Source organism: Psychroserpens sp. AS72, from assembly GCF_038900375.1.
GTDB lineage: Bacteria > Bacteroidota > Bacteroidia > Flavobacteriales > Flavobacteriaceae > Psychroserpens.
This window is the reverse complement of sequence record NZ_JBBMRC010000006.1, coordinates 190839-209638: the sequence shown is the minus strand read 5'-3', so window position 1 is coordinate 209638 and position 18800 is coordinate 190839. Positions and strand designations below refer to the sequence as shown.

Genomic DNA, 18800 nt, shown 5'->3' with positions numbered 1-18800 from the left:
TATATCCTAACCTTTTTTTAATTTATTTCTGAAAAATTTTAAACTAAAACTCTAACACCTATTAATGAATGTGTTATAGTGGAAATTATTAAAGAAAGAAATTCCAAACTATCCCAAATCGAATAGTAAAATCCCTATAAGGGTTGTTGGGTGCTGAGAAGTAATCATATCCTGTAAACGAAGAGTTGAAGTGCTCTGCCTTTAAAAATATTCTTGTTTGTCTAATTTTAGCATTAACAAAAAAGTCTAATCTAGGAAATCCACCTAGTTTAGTTTGATTTTGCGTGTAAAATTCTGCTATTAATGGATCATAACCATCCATATAGTATTTTGTAAAATAATTAAATGTAATTCCTGTTTGTAAAAACAATGCTTTATTTTCAAAAAAATGATTTGAATAATAAATTGTGTTTCTAACTACTAATTCTGGTAAATTAAGTGATTCACTATCGTCATTGACTTTTTGATATAGTATTGAATTATCTAAAGCAAACTTACCTAATTTGATTTCTTTATCTATTCTTAGTTTATATAGATTAATAGATTCCTGTAATTGTTCAGGTCTTGTAGAGTTAAAAATGTTTTCCGAAGAAAAAAATGAAAAATCATCAATTGAAACATATTGAAACGAAATATCAAATAGTTTCTTAGAATTTAATTCTAACTTTAAATTGGAACTATTTTGGTTTTTAAAATTCTGAATATTATTCCAATTATAATTCACATAATCACTTTGATTAAGTAGAAGATTATAATTTGGTGAAATTGAATTATAACCAATACTACCTTTAACTATGATATCATCTTTTACTTTATAAGCAGTTTCAGCTAAAAAATAATTACTATCAAATTGACCTGTGATATTAATTCCAATTTCAGAATTTAAGCTTAAGCCTTTAAATTGATTTGAATATTGGCCTCTTAAACTAATAATCTGGTCTTTAATTCTATTAGGTATTTGTTGGCCATCTAAAATAGTAACTTTATCATATCCATAGTTGACATCATTATAACCAATACCAAAATTAATATCACCTACAATGGGTGCTTCATAATTGATTAATAATTTAGTTTCAAAATTTTCTAAAGTAACTCTATCTCGAATATTATTTTCATTAAATGATTCACCAAAGAAAGAATTATCATTGGTTTGATCAAATTGAAAATATTTATCTTCGAAATTGATAATGTTTTTTATTGATAAAGATTTACCTGTAGAATCTTTTTGTTGTATGATGGTATATTTCTGATTTAAATAAAATCTTTTACCAACCAAAATACTTTCTGCGTCATTAATGTTAGGATCAAAAACTGACCTATCCAAGAAATCTTCGTCACCTGAAGAGAAAACAATAACACCTTCATCCGTGAGACCACCATTTTCTTCATTATATAAATCTTGCGTTACAATATGTGCTTTAGCTAGATAACGTCCATTTTTAGACTTAAAATTAGAAGTAAAACGTAAATTACCAGTACTTGTCAGTGCTTGCTGGTAATTACCTAAAGAACGCATACCTTTATAAGCGATAGAAAAATTAAATTGTTTTGATGTATTAACTGTAAAAAAGGCATCTAATAATTGACCTTGTTGAAATGCTGTTTTATAAAATAATTCTGTTAGTGGTGTAGGAACTTCATAGTAATTTATATCTTCTTTTTCGTAATAATTAAAATGTCTAGCTCGTGCACCAAACAATGGGACTAGATTATTACCTTCAAAGTCTTTAGTTAAACTATTATAAGTTTGTCCTAAGTTTGCAAACTGGATAAGTCCAAAATTATCTTTTCTTAAATAATTAAATTTATATTCTTTTTGAATTGTTAGCGAAGTATCTACAAAAGTAACGTTATCAGAAATATCAATTATTTTATATTGATCAATAGTAGCTTCTTTTTGTGTTGTTTTAGAAGTAGACTTTTTTCCTGACTTTAGACTATCAGTACTAATAGTTGATTTTTGACTATTATTATTTAATGCCTTTAACTTTGTGCGTTTTTGTTCTTGCCCATTTAATGATAAGCATAAGAGCATAAATATCAAAAAACTAATAATCTGTCTAATCATAAAATATAAATATGAATCAAAAATAAATATTAAAAAAGAAAATAGTTATTATGTTTTGTTAAAACAAAAAAAAGCCTGTGAAAAACACAGGCTTTAATATTATAATAAACTAATAATTAGTTTCTATAGTTTTGTCAAACTAAACGATGATGCATAAGGTCCACCACATGCTATGTTAGGATCTTCAACATAATTTATTGTTATAGATAAATCATTACAAACATCCCATGGAACACTATCAGCTGCTGCAGCCGATGTGAAACCATATTCATCTACACCATTACAAGATATACCTGCTCCAACATAACCTCCTAAAGTCACATAATCATCAACAGAAAACTCTATTGATGTTGGAAAAGGTGCTCCACCTGTAAAAGCAGGAAGAATAGTTGCTTCAAATAATCTAACATTTGGATTAAAAGGATCTACAGTTAAAGTGACTGTACCAGCTCCAAAATTTTCAGTACCATTTCCTGGTCCAATTGATGCAGCTACATCAGATATTGCATAATCACCAACAAAGTAATCTGCTGGTAATACATCTGGATTAGAACAAGGTATAGTAACTCTATGAGAAGTAATATGACTACTCCCTGGTACACCAATAGTAACATTGCTCGCATCAACAGCAGTTAAGATCACATCAAAAGATGTAACGAAATCTCTACCTACTTCCATGTTCATTAACTCTAAGTCTACATTTAAAGCTCTAGCATATATATCTTCTCCACCTACTAAAGCAGGATCTGCAAATAATGTACCTCCATTTGATGAAACAAATTGAGTATAATCTCCTTCAACTGCTTCAATTGTATAAGTAATATTCAATCCATTTAGATATTCAGGTACTCTTACAGACACAGGTATTGTTACAGAAGAAACTGTTTGTCCTGTAGTTGTAGAGCTAGTAAAAAACTCTATCCAACCTGAAGAAGGATCACTTGAAAATCTTCCATTATCGTCATCACCACAACTAAATGTAATAACTAAAAGTAAGATTGAAATTGTTTTTAATATTTTTTTCATAAGATTAGTTTTAAAATTATTATTCTACTATGCAAAAATCTGTTGATTCTGAATCACCAAAATTACCACTACCAGAAGCATAAGAAACAACCGTTTGAGCCGTACAGAATAAATTATAAGTCCCTTCATTAGTACCATCAAAAAGTCCGTCACCATACGAATCATAAATAGTGAATGTATAGCAGCCAGCTGCTAAACTAACATTAGCACCAACAGCGTCTCCTGCAGTACCATCATCATAAGGACCACCAGAAGCAACTACTGCGCTATTAGCGTCAACTATTTCCCAAGTTGTTTCTGAAGCATAATTATCAGTAACAATTTGCATCGTAAGATCTGAACAAACAAATGTAGTAATATCAAATTCTTTTAACACATCAAATGTAACTGGTGGAAAAGCACTTCCTCCACCTGGAACTACTAACATAACCTTTAATTTGTAAGGTTGAAAATCTGTCAAACCTGAATAATTAAAAGTAACATCAAAAGTACCTTCATAAGAATTAGCTGGAATTACAACACTACCAAGTGTATAATCACTAGAAGCTAAAGGCAAAGCCTCTTCTGTCTCATCCAAAGCAACAACAACAGCATCAAAAGTCCTAGACTCTGATGACAATGTAGTTGAAACTACACCTACTGTTCTTGTGATTCCCTCAACAGGAACTGATATGTCAACAAAATCTTCTCCGAAACCAACTCCTGTTGTTCCATCAAAAAGTAGTGACTCAGTATCTTCACATGATGTAAAAACCAAGCAAAGAATTAATAATTTAAATATATTTTTCATAATTAATTTTTTTTGTATTAATAACCTGGAGCTTGTTGCTCTCTAATAACTGGATTACCGTTAAGTTCTCCTGTTGGAATAGGTAAAATAAACTTAGGAGATGAACTTGGTAAACTACATGGAATAGATCCACCACAATCACCCAAATCTTCAAATCTTTCAATACCTTCACCAGTAATAGCTCTAACACGTTTGATATCAGTGTATCTATGTCCTTCAAAAGCTAACTCTAAACGTCTTTCAGCTATAATAGCTTCAACAGCTCCTAATACAGAATTAAATTCTACAGGAGGAGGAGTAGATGCACGTCTAGCAGTTTGTACTGCTAACACATCAGCAGCCGCTAAACCAAACTGACTTTGTTTAGCATAAGCTTCAGCTCTTGTTAAATACATTTCAGAGATTCTCATTGCTTTGAAGTCATTAATCGCTTGTGTATCAGCATTTATTGGGTATTTCCCAATGACTAACCTATTTGCAGGTTCATCACTTGCTGGATCAAGAATTACTGTTTTTCTAATATCATCATCTTCATATAAATCATATAATTCTCTTGAGATTTCAAACTTAGGACCTTGTCCTGAGAAGTTCCAATAAAAATTGATACCGTAATCAGCACCTTGAACATTATCATAATTAAAAACAACTTCAGTTTTGTTAGCATCTTCATTAAACATATCAAAATATTGAGATGTATTAGCTAAAGGATAATCAGCTATTAATGAAGTACAAAACCCTACAGCTCCAATATTATCACCAGATTCTAAAGCTATTCTAGCTCTTAAGAAAGTCACAAAATCAGGAGTCGCAAAATTGATATCTGATGTTCCCGCTGGAAACAAAGCTAAGGCTTGATCTAAATCATTTTGAATTCCCGCTAATACTTCACCAACAGTATTTCTTCCTGGTGTTGCATCTGCAGAAACATAATCAACGTAAGGCACTCCTAGCGCAGCATCATTAGTAAAATCTAAACCATAATACAACAACAAGTCATAATGAGCTAAAGCTCTAAACGCATAGTTTTGTGCAAGAATATTGTTGTAAGTATCTTCTTCACCACTTGCTGGTGTAATAGTACTTGCAGCTGCAAATAATCTATTCATTTGGTTTATTAAACTATAACGGCTTTCCCATAAACGTCCAGCAAATGTAAAACCACCTGTATCAGCGTTTAAAATCTGCTCATGAAGACCTCTATCCTGTCCACCATTATCTTGTCCTAAATGAGTATTATCTGTAAAAATTGAACTCATTCCTATAATATAACCAGAATCATAATTACCAATTACACCATTAAGGCCAAATTGTAAATCTTCAACTGTATTATATGCGGTAGCTTCAACTAGTTGATCTACCGGAAACCTATCAAGTTGATCACTACAACCTACAAAGAGTGTCGTGACTGATAAGGTTAATATTACTAAATATTTTTTCATTTCTATTTTTTTTTAAAAAGTTAAATCAAATCCTAAACTTATAGTTCTAGCTACTGGATATTCAAAGAATGTTGAAGCTACAGTACCTTCTGGATCAAATCCTCTAAATTTAGTCCAAGTCATTAAGTTTGTACCTTGAACAAATACACGGATTCCAGTGAACACATTAGTTTGCTCAAGAACTTTTTTATCTACATTATAAGATAAAGAAATATTTCTTAATCTTAAGAAAGAAGCATCTTCTAAATATCTATCACCTGCTGCTGCACGTAATCCTCCATAAGATAAAGAAGGAACATCTGTAATTTGTCCTGGAGTAGTCCAAGCATTTAACATAGATGTAGATAAGTTTAAGATAGAACCTAAAGAAGAATCTTCAATAAGTGCTAAAGAACTGTTATTTTTCCAACGATCTGCTTGGAATGAGAATAATGCATTTAATGCAAATCCTTTATAACTAATATCTGCTCCAAATCCACCAGTGTATGTTGGATCAAAGTTTTTATCTAAATACACTCTATTGTTTGGATCGTATAAGTTAGTAAGATTACCATCTGCATCTAAATACAAAGGTTCTCCATTTGCAGGATTAACTCCAGCCCATCTTACTCTGTACCATGTGTTAGCAGAATAACCTTCAGCAATTCTTAACGTAGTTCCAGTAAATTCACCAGGTAAAGATTCAACAAGGTTTTTGTTATAGTTACCGTTTGCATTTAATGTTATAGACCAGTCATTAGTATCAGACTTTCTTAATAAATCATAAGAGATTTGTAAATCAATACCTTTATTACTCATATCCGCTACGTTAGTTGTAACAGCTGAAGAACCAGTACCTGCAGTAGACAATAATTTACCAGCAAATAAATCTGTAGTTAAATAATCATAAAAATCTAACTCACCAGATAATCTATTTTGCCAGAAACCGAAACTTAAACCAACGTTAAATTGGTTAGATGTTTCCCACTGAATAGCTGGATCAATTAAAGTACCTAATTGGTATGAATTTCCTAATTGGTATCCAGAACCAGCAGCTACTGTTTGAGAACCTTGGTAACGTGTACCAACACCTTGATTACCTACAACACCGTAACTAGCACGAAGTTTTAAAGTAGACAACCAATCCACATTTTCCATAAATGCTTCGTTATCTAAATTCCAACGTCCAGAAACAGACCAGAATATACCATCTCTATTTTCAACAAAACGAGATGTTGCATCATTTCTTATAGAAGCAGATAAACCAAAACGATTATCATAATCTAAATCCATAGTTGCAAAAATAGATGCTAATGCTAATTCACTTTCACTAGAACCAACAGCTGGCACATAGTTATATTCATCACCATTTGCACCTTCTGTAGTATTACCATCAGTAAATCCAGCTCCAGAACCTGGTAATGCAGGATTTAAACCGTAAGCTTGTAAACTAGCAATTTGTGTGTTAGCATAATTATACTCTGCAAATACTGCAGCGTTTAAATTCAATTTCTCAGTTATGTTATTATCATAACGTACAAATACGTTTGTAATAAAGTTAGCATCTCTGTAGAAACTTTCAAACTGAGTTCCTTTAAATTCAGAAGCATCTGTTGGAGTTCTAAAACTTCTAATAGAACCTGGAGGGTTTATAAATAAACGCTCTCTGTTAGTGTAATCAATACCAAATGATGTTCCTACTGTTAAATTCTTTGCAAAGTTATAATCTGCAGCAATTCTACCAACAATCTTTACTTCTGATTCTTGATCTGTACCAAGAGCAGCAGTATTTAATGCAATAAATGGTGTGTTAAGAAAACCATCAACGTCATCATAATTAATTTGACCGTTTGCAAGGTAAGCTCCTGAACCACCAGTATTTGTAGGACCTGTTCCCCAAATATTTATTGAACCGTCTGGGTTATATGGAGACAAGAAAGGCATTCCAATATAAGGAACAATAAAAGGGTTATCTAATTGACCACCTGTATTATTACCTCTAATCGCATCAACAACGAAATCACTCACAGAGTAGTTAGCTGTTAATGTTGTAGAGAAATTCAATTTATTATCTGCAGAATTTGCATTAAAGTTATTTCTAAAAGAGAAACGCTTTAAATCACTACCTAGAGTTGTACCTTCTTGCTTGAAATAATTTATAGAAGAAAATGATGAACTATTTTCACCACCAGTAGTTACAGAAAATTCATGAGATGTGGTTTTACCTTGACGTAAAAGAATATCAGCCCATTTAGTATTTGACTGTGCAGCAATCGCTGCTATTGTTTCGTCAGATAAACTATCACCTAATTGAGTACCAGGTAACATATCTCTTTGAAATGTTAAAAACTGAGAAGCATTCATCACATCAAATCTAGGGCTTGGCACTTCAGACACACCATATAATGATCTATACTGAACTTTAATACCAGATCCTTTTTTACCAGTTTTTGTAGTAATAAGAATTACACCACCAGCACCTCTGTTACCATAAATTGCAGTTGCTGCAGCATCTTTCAATACAGACATTGAAGCAATATCATTTTGGTTTAAACTACGGAAGTTATCCTGATCAACTGGCACACCATCAATAATGAATAAAGGCTCAGTATCACCGTTAAGTGAATTTCTACCACGTATAATAATTGTAGCACTTTGTCCTGGTTGACCAGAACCTGTACTTACATTTACACCTGCAGCTTGACCTTGTAACATCTGATCGACAGAACTAATTGGCACTTGCTCAATTGATTCTGCATCAACGGTTGCTAAAGCAGATGTTATCTTAGAACTGTTAGTAGCTCCAGCATAACCTGTTATAACAACTGTTTCAAGCTCGGCCAAATCTTCAGCCATTGCAAGATTCAATGTTGAACTCTGTCCAACCTTCTTTTCTGATGTTTTCATTCCAACAAAACTAAATACCAATGTTTCACCAGTACTTGCTTTGATAGAGTAATTACCATCAAAATCTGTTTGAACTCCTCGAGAAGTCCCTTTTACTATTACACTTACACCTGGCAACGGAAGTCCGTCTGTAGCCGATGTAACTGTCCCTGTGACCGTTTTCTCTTGTGCGAAAGAGAGTTGCATCACAAACGCCATAAATAGCGTCATTAACCATGTTAACTTTAATTTCATAAAACAATTATTTGAGTTAGTCTAGCGCAAACATCTTAATAATATATTAAATAAACAAGTATTTATACTAAAAAAATGTTAACAAGCATTTAATTGTCACAAAGCAATTTTTCTTAGTTAAACCTTGGGATTACTAGTAATTAGATACATAAATTGTAAATAGGTTGCGTTAAAATTTTAACTTTGTTCAAACTTTAACATTTTGAGACTTAAATCATCCTTTTCTAAACTTTATTTAGAATGTGGCACAGATGAAGCTGGACGTGGCTGTCTGGCTGGCCCTGTAACAGCCGCTGCAGTTATTTTACCTAAAGGTTTTAAAAACGTTACCCTTAATGACTCCAAGCAACTTTCAGAAAAAAAAAGAAATATTTTAAAACCTATAATTGAAAATGATGCAGTAACTTTCTCATACGCTCACATTTTCCCTTCCAAAATTGACACCATTAATATATTAAACGCCTCTATTTTAGCCATGCACAAATCAATTGAGCAACTCAATATTTCTCCAGAGTTTATAATTGTTGACGGCAATAAGTTTAAACCATTTAATGACATTCCTTATGAAACTATAATTAAAGGTGACAGTAAATACACTTCTATTGCGGCAGCATCAGTACTAGCAAAAACTTATAGAGATGCATATATGGAAGAAATTGACAGAGAATTCCCAATGTACAATTGGAAACAAAACAAAGGGTATCCTACTAAAGAACATAGAGAAGCTATAAGAAAATATGGAATTACTAGATACCATAGAAAATCTTTTAGATTATTACCAGAACAATATCATTTGGACTTGTAACTTTTTATATTTGTAAAAATCTTTTAAATGAAAAAAATCTGGTTTATCTGTATTAGCTTTTTGCTGCTTTTTAATTGCGAGAATTCTAAATCTAAATCAATTAGCACACTATCATTAGTTCCAAATAAAACTGAAATTTTAATTAAAATAAATTCTTCGGAAGGTTTAGAATATGGGTTAAAAAACAATCCATTAGCAAATGCATTAGAAAACTACTCTAAAATTAAAGATTTCAAGTCTTTACTAGTGCCTTTGTATGACTTAAATAAAAACCATAGCTTAATTGCACTCTCTAAAGACAGCATGGACAGTTTAAACATTAGCTACATTATTCCTTTTTCAAAAGAAGGCACTACTCTAGACTCTATTAAGGGTGTTAAAATAGATTCTGCATATAATAATAAGGACGGAATCAAAAAATTACTGTTTAACAAAAAAATATTTTACTGCGCTATAAGAGACAGCATCTTATTTGCTTCTAATAATTTAGAGATTACTGAAAATTCACAAAAACAAAACATAATTAATTCTGAGATAGAAACTATTTTTAACACGTCAAGTGACGATAAAATGGTCTCGATATTAATAAACCACAATTCTTCATTTTTTTCTCCTAAGATATTTAAAGACTCAACACTTAATACCCTAAAATTTTCAAACTACACCTTGCTAGATGGTGATATTTCTAATAATTCGATTGTATTTAACGGGATTACAAAAGCTAATGATTCAACAAAGAGTTTAATTAATATCTTTAAAAATACAATTGCTCATGAAAATAAAGTAGCATCTGTTTTACCTGTCAATATTACAAGTTTCACAAGTTTAACTTTTGATAGTATTGAAACAATAAGAACTAATCTTCAAAGACATCAACTTCTTGATACTCTACAAAATGAAAATTTAGATTTTCAAAACATAGTAGAAGTTAGCCAAGCAAAGACTAATTCTCAAAATACAATCATAATTAGATCTATTGACCCAGCAACTACACTCGATAATTTTGCTGCAAAGTCGAGTTTTGACACCTATAGAGATGTTACTATTTTTTCTTCGGAAAAAGTGCCAGACATTTTAACAGATTTTAAATTCATTTTCAATTCAGATGAATCAAAGTATTTTATAGTAATCGATGACTTTTTTATGTTCTCTGATGATATAGACTTTTTAAAATCTATTATCTCTAATTATCAAAGCGATTCAGTTTTATCAAATACAGAATCATACAAGAATTTAAAACAAAGCCTTAGTGATGAGTCCTCGCTATTGATTTATGGTGATGATTCAGAATTAAACGTTATATTAAATACTAATTTTACTGACGATAAAAACCTAGACATTTCAAAATACAAATCTAATGCTATTCAATACACATATGATACTAATTTCGCTCATATCACAGCAGTCTTTTTAACTCATAAAAACAAAGGAAATCGACATACAATTTCAGAAGAATTTAATATGTCTATTGATGCCGAGTTACTAACTAATCCACAATTTGTTACTAACCACACCAATAACCAAAAAGATATCGTTGTACAAGACATAAACAACAATTTATATCTCATTTCAAATCAAGGGAAAGTCTATTGGAAAAAACAGCTAGAAGGAAAAATTTTAGGTAAAATTGAACAAATTGACACTTATAAAAATGGAAGATTACAATTAGTTTTCAATACCTCAAAACGCCTCTATGTTTTAGATAGAAATGGTAAAAACGTGAATAACTTCCCGCTTAAGTTTAATGACGATATAACCCAAGCTGTATCGGTATTTGATTACGATAATAAGAAAAATTACAGATTAATGATTACGCAAGGAAATTCTGTATTGATGTATGATAAAAATGGAGATATAGTAAAAGGTTTTAAGTACAAAAATGCAGCAAACACTATTACGTCTCAACCTAAGCATTTTAGAATAGGGAGAAAAGATTTTATTGTATTTACACATGGTAATAAAATGGAAGTTTTAGATCGTGTAGGCAACCCAAGATTTAAAATAAAAGAAGATATTGATTTCTCTAAAAACGACATCTATTTACACAATAACAACTTCACTATTTCAAATTCAAACGGTGAACTTATACAGGTAAATTCTAGAGGAAAAGTGAGTCATAAAAACCTTAATTTAAATAGCAATCATAAAATAGCAACCACAAGCAAAACTTTTGTGTCATTAAGTGACAATAAACTGATGATAAAATCTAATATTATTGAGTTAGATTTTGGAGATTATACACCTCCAAAAATCTTCTATATAAATGATAAAATATATGTAACTGTTACAGATTTACAATCTAAAAAAGGATTTCTATTTGATAGCCAAGCTAAACCAATAGCAAACTTCCCAGTTTACGCTAATTCACAATTAGAACTCGGCAATATAGACAAAGACAATTCGTTAGAAGTGGTTACTAAAGGTGATACTAATGCGATTATTGTTTACGAAATTAGGTAGAAAATAAAGCTAAAACTTTATGATACACACTTTATAAGAAATAATTTACAAATCATTCTTTGATTACTGATTTTGATTATTTACCTTTAAACCAGCTATTAATCAATATCTTACAATCTTCATGTTTTACAAACTATCATATTCTAAATTTGTATTAACACTTTTAGTTATTGTATTTTTTATTCCGCAATCTTACTCGCAAACCAAAAAGTTGAAACGTCCAAAAAGCAGAGTTGGAATCTCGAGTGTAGACACATTTGTACGAGAATCATTTGATCTCTATGAAAAAGTTTACAAATATGATGGTTATGCACAATCAGGCACACCTTTAGATGATGAAGATATCGATGTTTTAGAAGATGCACTTACCGAAATGACTGCATTAAGTGACAGTGCAGTAGATATTGCTTCAGATTTAGATGGTGTCGGCATACTCAAACAAGGCAAGGCAACTCTACAAATTAACAAGGCTAAAAAAGCTTTAACTTATAGTATTAAAACTGCTAAAGAATTGCTTATGGGAGAACGGAACAAAAAAGATAATGATTCTGAAGATCTAGATAACGATAACGATAGTGATGTTGTTGATAGTAATAATGATGATTCATCTCATGAGAGCGAAGAAGAACCTATTGACGAAAACGCTTCAAATGAAAATGAAGAAATTGACAAAGTCGTTATAAATAATAAATTTGATTTTGTTCCAGGAAATAAAGTGTTATTCTTTGATGATTTTAATAACGATTTTGTTGGAGATTTCCCAGCAAGATGGAATACTAATGGAACTGGAGAAGTTGTAACTTTTAACGATGACCCAGAAAAATGGTTTGAATTAAAACCTGGAGGTAGCAGTAAATATATACCAGACATCAAGAACTTACCCGAAGATTATACCATAGAATTTGATTTACGTTTAGAAAATGTAACAAACAAATCAACATCTACATTAAGTTTAGAACTTATTATAAGTGATGATGAATCCTTTGGATTTGGTAAAAAACATCATATCGTATTTAATATGCCAGTACATCAAAAGCATGGAGACAACATACATATTAGAAATTACTTTAACAATGGTGGAGGCGGCATTAGTAATAGTATACCTATAGACATTAGAGAAGCTTTAAAAAAATATCCTCATGTTGCTATAAGTGTAAATAAACAACGTTTTAGAGTTTGGGTAAACGACAAAAAATTAACAGATATACCTAGACTTATTACAGAACTAAATGTTTTAAACTATCTAAAATTTAGAACTATCGGATTTAAAGCAGATAAAGAACGTATTTTTATTAAAAACTTAAGAGTTGCTGAAGGTGGTGAAGATTTAAGAAGAAAACTATTGACAGATGGTAAGATTTCAACTAACGGTATTCTCTTCGATTCTGGTTCATCAACCATAAAATTGCAGTCTTATGGCATCATTCGTCAAATTTATCAGGTTTTAAAACAAGACAATTCTTTACAACTAAAAATCGTTGGTCATACAGATTCAGATGGGAATGATGATACAAATTTGAAACTATCAAAATCGCGTGCAGAAGCTGTTAAACAAGCCCTTATTGATGTATATAAAATTGATGGAAGCAGGCTCATTTCCGAAGGCAAAGGTGAAAACGAACCTCTAGCTGATAATACATCTTCTGAAGGGAAAGCACAAAATAGGCGTGTAGAATTCATAAAACTATAGCCATTTACAGTAACCAAATCGATGCCTCATTTTCAATGAACGCGCCAAAGAATTTTCTTTGGCGTTTTTCATTTCAAACCTAAGTTCTATCTAAGATTTAATTTTCAGAACCCTAAGAAAAGAGTGATTTATTTTTTCTAATTAACTGGTTAGTTTTTCAAAATTATAACTGCAAATTGAATAAAAATTTGTTCAAACTGAAAACAAATATTATGACGAACTCAGGTTTTTATACTTTAAATTTTAGTAGTATTGTGACTCTAAATATTAATGATGATTAAACGCAATAAAGCCTCGATTTCTAAATGCATACTTCATAAAGTAGGAAACAAATTTAATAGTACTAAAAATGCTTTTTCTGAACAACCTATTGATTTTGAAGAGATCAGCTACGACTTAATGTTGCCTTATTTATTAAGACCTTTTACAAGTCTTGCAGAATCTTATAGATTTAATCATCACTCAAATGTAGATTTAAATGAAATTAATAGTTATGCATCTCAATTATTGCAAGATGATACTGATTTTGTTGATATTTCAAAACATATTGTGACACATTTATTTGAGCAATCAAATTCGTCACAAATAAAAACGGGAGATGTTATTGTTTGTATGTTTCATGATATACAATATGAGGATTACCAAACAGATGCCATTGGAATTTTTAAAATCGAAAACAAGTCTCATTTTTTTCAAACCTATTTAGAAAATGGGAGTTATGATATCATTACACAAAAAGGAATCGCTACTAAAAAAGTAGATAAAGGCGTTTTAATTCTTAATGCAGCAGATACTGAAGGTAAAATTGTACTAAGCGTAGACAACAATAATTATGATGCACAATATTGGATCAAAAGCTTCTTAAATATTAAATATCCTGACGATTCTAATCAGCATACTAAGAATTATATCGAAATGTGCCGAGAATTCTCAAAAGAGATTATGCAACCTCAATTTGGCGGACAACAACAAAGCAACTTCTTAGCCAAAACTGTCGATTTTTTTAAAGAAAATGAAATCGTAAACGTAGAAACATTTAAGGAAGAAGTTTTTGATGAGGAAGATACAATTCAGCTTTTTGAGGATTACAAAAAAACATATGAAAGTGATCATAATATAGTTCTCAGAAACCAATTTGATGTTTCTGAAGTGGTTTTAAAAAAACAAAAACAAAAGATTAAAACCGAAATTAAACTCGATACTAACATCCAAATTAAGCTTGATGTTGATGCACCTGATGCGTCTGCAGAATATCTAGAACGCGGTTATGATGACGAGAAGAAAATGCACTTTTATAAAGTGTTTTTTAACGAAGAAGCGTAAAAACTGAATTATAATAATAAATTATAAAAAACTAATACAACCATGCTAAAAGCCCTTAAAACAATAATCTCATCTATTACATTAATTCTCTTTTTCTCATTATTTGCAACTGCTCAAATACAATATGAAAAAGGGTATTTCATAAGTAATAACGGATCAAGAACAGAATGTTTGATTAAAAATATTGATTGGAAAAATACTCCAACAGAATTCTCATATAAAATCAACGAAAATAGCTCAACAGAGGCAGCATCAATAGAACAAGTTAGCAAATTTGAAATATATAATCAGTGTATCTATATTAGAGCTAATGTAGAAATAGAAGTAAATACTACTACTGTTAATAAATTAGATTATAATGATAAGTTAGAATTAAAAACACAACAAGTTTTTTTAAAAATATTAGTTGAAGGTAAATCTAACTTATACATGTATAAAGACGCAAACTCCAAAAGCTATTATTATAAATTAGAAGATAACGATATTAAGATTTTAAAATACAAAGAATACATTAATAAAAACAATCAAATCGCTAAAAACCAAGAATATAAAAGTGAGTTATGGAATAATTTAAAATGCAACTCAATAGATATGAATTTAATAAAAAATCTTCATTACACTGAGTCTGATATTAAAGATTTTATTGTCAATTACAATACTTGTATGAACGATTTAACGTATACATTTATTAACAAAAAGCGTGAAAATGTTTTTAATATAGCTATACGACCAGGAATAAGCTTTTCTGAGGCAAGTATCGACACTCCAGGTGGAAATTCTAGTATTATTAATGATTTAAGTTTTGATAAAGAAACATCAATCAGATTTGGAGTAGAACTTGAATATATTTTCCCATTTAATAATGGTAAATGGTCCTTAATTTTAGAACCTACTTATGAGTATTATAAGACTGAGAAAACATATAATAGCACTCCAAATTCAATTATCGTACGTCCAGAAACAGCTAATGTAGATTATTCTTATATTAATTTTCCATTAGGAATTAGGCATTACAGCTACCTTAATACTAATTCTCGCATATTTATTAATGGTTCAGCAGTTTTTAATATTCCATTTAATTCTAAAATTGATTTCAGTAATAATGTTTATGACATAGATAATGTTCTTAATCTAGCATTTGGATTAGGTTACAGCTATAAAAATAAATTTAGCTTTGAAGCTAGACTATCTGTAGAAAGGGAGCTATTAGACAAGTACGTTACAACAAGTGGAAAATATAAGAGTGTATCTCTAATTTTTGGCTATACTATATTTTAAAAATTGATTAAATAGAGACATTTTCTATTTCGTTTTAAACCATAACTAATTTGTTGGTGAAAGGTAATCTCATTTTGCAAGGTATATTTAATGAGAAAACCAAGAATCTCAAACTATGTATATTTAGCATTTGGTTTTTATATCTATATTTATGGTAATCCATTTTTAAAAAAATCTTATGTTAAAAAAATACACATTCGTTATATCTTTTTTATGCATTCTACGAACTGTAAACGCACAAGTAACTGAAGTCATTTCTGGACTTACAAATCCTTCAGGAATGGTTGTAGACGGAAACTTCATGTATATTTCTGATAGAAATGATGACACCATAATTAAAATAGATCTTACACAAGAAAACCCTACTCCAACTACTATTGTTAGTGGTTTATCAGATCCAACAGCTATGGCAATTTATGGTACCGATTTATACATTGCTGAAACTAATAGTAACAAAATCACTAAAATTGATATTTCTTTACCTAATCCAACATTAACAACATTTACTACAGATGTTACAAGACCCACAGATATTGAGATTAAAGACAATATGCTATACATCTCAGAGGTTGACGGAAATAGAATTTCTAAAATAGATATGACTCAAAGTACACCTGCAGTAACTACAGTTATAGCAGTTACTGCACCTTTTAGAATTGGCTTTCTTAATAACGAACTTTATGCGGTGTCAGATATAGAACTTATAAAAATCAATGAGGAAGAGTCTACATATGAAACGCTTACAAATGCAGACCAAATTAGCTTTACACAAACGGCATTAGCTTCAAATGGAGACGATCTTTATGTTACACTTTCCATTGGAGCATCTATTTATGATAATATTATAAAATTAGACCTTAGTACAAATCCAATTAGTTCTCGAGACATTGTATCTGGCCCTGAAACCTTTGCAAATGACCTTGTCGTATTTGGTGATGAGCTTTACAATTGTAATAGTCTTTTAGGTGCTATTTACAAAACTGATTTAACAAATTTAAGGCCTACACCAACAGATGTTCAATTATTTAATTATCCGCAAGGAATAGTTTCATATGACGATCATTTTTATCTATCAGAATTTGGTCAATCTCGTATCTCAAAACTTACAATTACAGATGGAGTCACATCTACCATTGATCTTATACAAGACGAAAATGTACGTCAGATGGTTATTAAAGATGATCAACTTTATTTTGCTTCTGAATTTCACGGTATTTTAAAAGCAGATTTAACAGAAACTTCTTTACCAATCACACCAGTTTTATTAACAAACTTAAGCCAACCATATGGCGTTGCAATCCATAACAACGATCTCTATTTTAGTGATTTTAGTAATGGCAGAATTCGTAAAATTGACTTACTTACAAATACGACCTCGTTAGTTATAACTGGCTTGAGTGGACCATCGCAACTAGCTATAAAAGATGACGAATTATTTATTGCTGAATTTATTGGTGACAAAATCTCAAAAATAAATCTTACTGAAGCAACACCTGTAGCAATTGATGTTGCAATTGGAATCAACTCACCATTTGCAGTAACTATAAAAGACAATGATCTTTATTTTGCTGATACTGTAGAGTCAAAAATTTTTAAATTAGACCTTGATTCAACTTCGCCAACAATTGAAACTGTAATCTATGAAGCATCTGAAGTGCAAGGCATGAATTTTAAAGACAATGTTTTATACCTCTTAGAAACTACAAAACTAAGTATGTTTGATTTTCAATCTTCACTTTCGGTTGAACATTATAATTCAAATGATAATCTAATCCTATTTCCAAATCCTTCCGAAGAAAGTATTACCATTAGAAATCTAATTAACAATAGTGCATATGTTATCTATAATAACCTAGGGCAAGAAGTAAAAAAAGGGATGATAACTATCAATAGCAAAACGATTGACATAAATACTTTAAGCAATGGCATTTATATACTGAAATTAGCCAACTACGAAGGTGTCAAATTTATAAAAGAGTAATAAAATACGCTAAACAAACTCAGCTTCAAAAAGCACCTTAAAATGCTTTAGGAGTTTTTCTTTTACTTCAGCTTCATCTACTTTTTTAACACCAAGCTCAACATTTAGAGAAGTCACTGCTTTGCCACGAATTCCACAAGGGATAATATTATCAAAATAACCTAAGTCTGCATTGACATTAAGCGCAAAACCATGCATTGTTACCCATCGACTTGCTCGTACTCCCAAAGCACAAATTTTTCTAGCAAAAGGCGTCCCAACATCTAACCAAACACCTGTTTCACCTGGACTGCGTTCTGCTTTTAACCCGTATTCTTCCAAAGTGAGAATAATCATTTCTTCAAGAAACCTGAGGTATTTATGAATATCTGTAAAGAAGTTATCTAAATCCAATATGGGATAACCTACAATTTGTCCTGGTCCATGATACGTAATATCTCCTCCTCTATTAATTTTATAGAACGTTGCTCCTTTTTGAGTTAATTGCTCTTCAGAAAGCAATAAATTAGACATATCACCACTTTTACCCAAGGTATAAACGTGAGGATGCTCTACAAACAAAAAATAGTTATCTGTTTCTAATCCAGCATCTTCACGTCTATTCTTAATTTTTGTATCTAAAATACCCTTAAAGATATCCTCTTGGTAATCCCAAGTGTCTTTAAAATCTTTAGTGCCTAAATCTTGGAGTTTTATAACTTTATTCATTGAATTATCTTGACTTTTTGTTTTAAACCGAAAAGCTTAGTATTTGTGCTATAATGAAGGTGTTTTTCCTAAACATAGCATAGCTACGTTAATAAAAAAGAGCGAAATTAAA

12 protein-coding genes are annotated in these 18800 nt (G+C 30.6%); 6 read left to right on the top strand and 6 right to left on the bottom strand.

Translation table 11 applies throughout. From position 1 onward, the window contains the following. Positions 1 to 88: 88 nt before the first annotated feature. The 5 genes from WNY78_RS13000 to WNY78_RS12980 all read right to left on the bottom strand — a co-directional run bounded on the left by WNY78_RS13000 (position 89) and on the right by WNY78_RS12980 (position 8443). Positions 89 to 2068: a putative porin gene (locus WNY78_RS13000; RefSeq protein ID WP_342873638.1), complete on the bottom strand. Its 1980-nt coding sequence runs from the start codon at positions 2066 to 2068 to the stop codon at positions 89 to 91. A 123-nt stretch (positions 2069 to 2191) separates the two neighbouring features. Next, positions 2192 to 3094, bottom strand: coding sequence for a hypothetical protein (locus tag WNY78_RS12995; protein ID WP_342873637.1), 903 nt, complete (start codon positions 3092 to 3094; stop codon positions 2192 to 2194). Positions 3095 to 3113: 19 nt separating this feature from the next. Next, entirely contained in the window at positions 3114 to 3884 is a 771-nt protein-coding gene (locus WNY78_RS12990) for a hypothetical protein (RefSeq protein ID WP_342873636.1), read from the bottom strand. Between the two features lie 17 nt (positions 3885 to 3901). Next, positions 3902 to 5323 carry a RagB/SusD family nutrient uptake outer membrane protein gene (locus WNY78_RS12985; RefSeq protein WP_342873635.1) on the bottom strand — a complete coding sequence of 474 codons (1422 nt, stop codon included), beginning with the start codon at positions 5321 to 5323 and terminating at the stop codon, positions 3902 to 3904. Positions 5324 to 5335: 12 nt separating this feature from the next. Beyond that, on the bottom strand, positions 5336 to 8443 hold the full coding sequence (locus WNY78_RS12980; RefSeq protein WP_342873634.1) for a SusC/RagA family TonB-linked outer membrane protein: 3108 nt from the start codon (positions 8441 to 8443) through the stop codon (positions 5336 to 5338). A gap of 202 nt (positions 8444 to 8645) precedes the next feature. Here WNY78_RS12980 and WNY78_RS12975 point away from each other — a divergent pair, with 202 nt between their 5' ends. From WNY78_RS12975 to WNY78_RS12950, 6 genes are all read left to right on the top strand, one after another. Then, positions 8646 to 9248, top strand: a complete 603-nt coding sequence (locus WNY78_RS12975) for a ribonuclease HII (RefSeq protein ID WP_342873633.1) — start codon at positions 8646 to 8648, stop codon at positions 9246 to 9248. A gap of 27 nt (positions 9249 to 9275) precedes the next feature. Further along, the gene (locus WNY78_RS12970; RefSeq protein ID WP_342873632.1) at positions 9276 to 11708 is read left to right on the top strand and encodes a ribonuclease HII; all 2433 of its coding nucleotides are present in this window, start codon (positions 9276 to 9278) and stop codon (positions 11706 to 11708) included. 121 nt (positions 11709 to 11829) lie between these two features. Further along, positions 11830 to 13398, top strand: coding sequence for an OmpA family protein (locus WNY78_RS12965; protein ID WP_342873631.1), 1569 nt, complete (start codon positions 11830 to 11832; stop codon positions 13396 to 13398). 273 nt (positions 13399 to 13671) lie between these two features. Then, positions 13672 to 14721, top strand: coding sequence for a nucleoid-associated protein (locus tag WNY78_RS12960; protein WP_342873641.1), 1050 nt, complete (start codon positions 13672 to 13674; stop codon positions 14719 to 14721). Between the two features lie 42 nt (positions 14722 to 14763). Then, positions 14764 to 15999 (top strand): outer membrane beta-barrel protein, encoded by a 1236-nt coding sequence (locus tag WNY78_RS12955; protein ID WP_342873630.1) that lies wholly within the window; start codon positions 14764 to 14766, stop codon positions 15997 to 15999. A 178-nt stretch (positions 16000 to 16177) separates the two neighbouring features. Continuing rightward, the gene (locus WNY78_RS12950; protein ID WP_342873629.1) at positions 16178 to 17980 is read left to right on the top strand and encodes a T9SS type A sorting domain-containing protein; all 1803 of its coding nucleotides are present in this window, start codon (positions 16178 to 16180) and stop codon (positions 17978 to 17980) included. A gap of 9 nt (positions 17981 to 17989) precedes the next feature. On the opposite strand, the gene lipB is transcribed toward WNY78_RS12950, so the two are convergent. Continuing rightward, entirely contained in the window at positions 17990 to 18688 is a 699-nt protein-coding gene (gene lipB, locus WNY78_RS12945; protein ID WP_342873628.1) for a lipoyl(octanoyl) transferase LipB, read from the bottom strand. Positions 18689 to 18800: the final 112 nt, after the last annotated feature.

What these genes read in the sequence shown, in the direction of transcription:
- WNY78_RS13000 (WP_342873638.1), bottom strand. Translation starts at nt 2,068, where the DNA reads ATGATTAGACAGATTATTAGTTTTTTGATATTTATGCTCTTATGCTTA.
- WNY78_RS12995 (WP_342873637.1), bottom strand. Translation starts at nt 3,094, where the DNA reads ATGAAAAAAATATTAAAAACAATTTCAATCTTACTTTTAGTTATTACA.
- WNY78_RS12990 (WP_342873636.1), bottom strand. Translation starts at nt 3,884, where the DNA reads ATGAAAAATATATTTAAATTATTAATTCTTTGCTTGGTTTTTACATCA.
- WNY78_RS12985 (WP_342873635.1), bottom strand. Translation starts at nt 5,323, where the DNA reads ATGAAAAAATATTTAGTAATATTAACCTTATCAGTCACGACACTCTTT.
- WNY78_RS12980 (WP_342873634.1), bottom strand. Translation starts at nt 8,443, where the DNA reads ATGAAATTAAAGTTAACATGGTTAATGACGCTATTTATGGCGTTTGTG.
- WNY78_RS12970 (WP_342873632.1), top strand. Translation starts at nt 9,276, where the DNA reads ATGAAAAAAATCTGGTTTATCTGTATTAGCTTTTTGCTGCTTTTTAAT.
- WNY78_RS12965 (WP_342873631.1), top strand. Translation starts at nt 11,830, where the DNA reads ATGTTTTACAAACTATCATATTCTAAATTTGTATTAACACTTTTAGTT.
- WNY78_RS12960 (WP_342873641.1), top strand. Translation starts at nt 13,672, where the DNA reads ATGATTAAACGCAATAAAGCCTCGATTTCTAAATGCATACTTCATAAA.
- WNY78_RS12955 (WP_342873630.1), top strand. Translation starts at nt 14,764, where the DNA reads ATGCTAAAAGCCCTTAAAACAATAATCTCATCTATTACATTAATTCTC.
- WNY78_RS12950 (WP_342873629.1), top strand. Translation starts at nt 16,178, where the DNA reads ATGTTAAAAAAATACACATTCGTTATATCTTTTTTATGCATTCTACGA.
- lipB (WP_342873628.1), bottom strand. Translation starts at nt 18,688, where the DNA reads ATGAATAAAGTTATAAAACTCCAAGATTTAGGCACTAAAGATTTTAAA.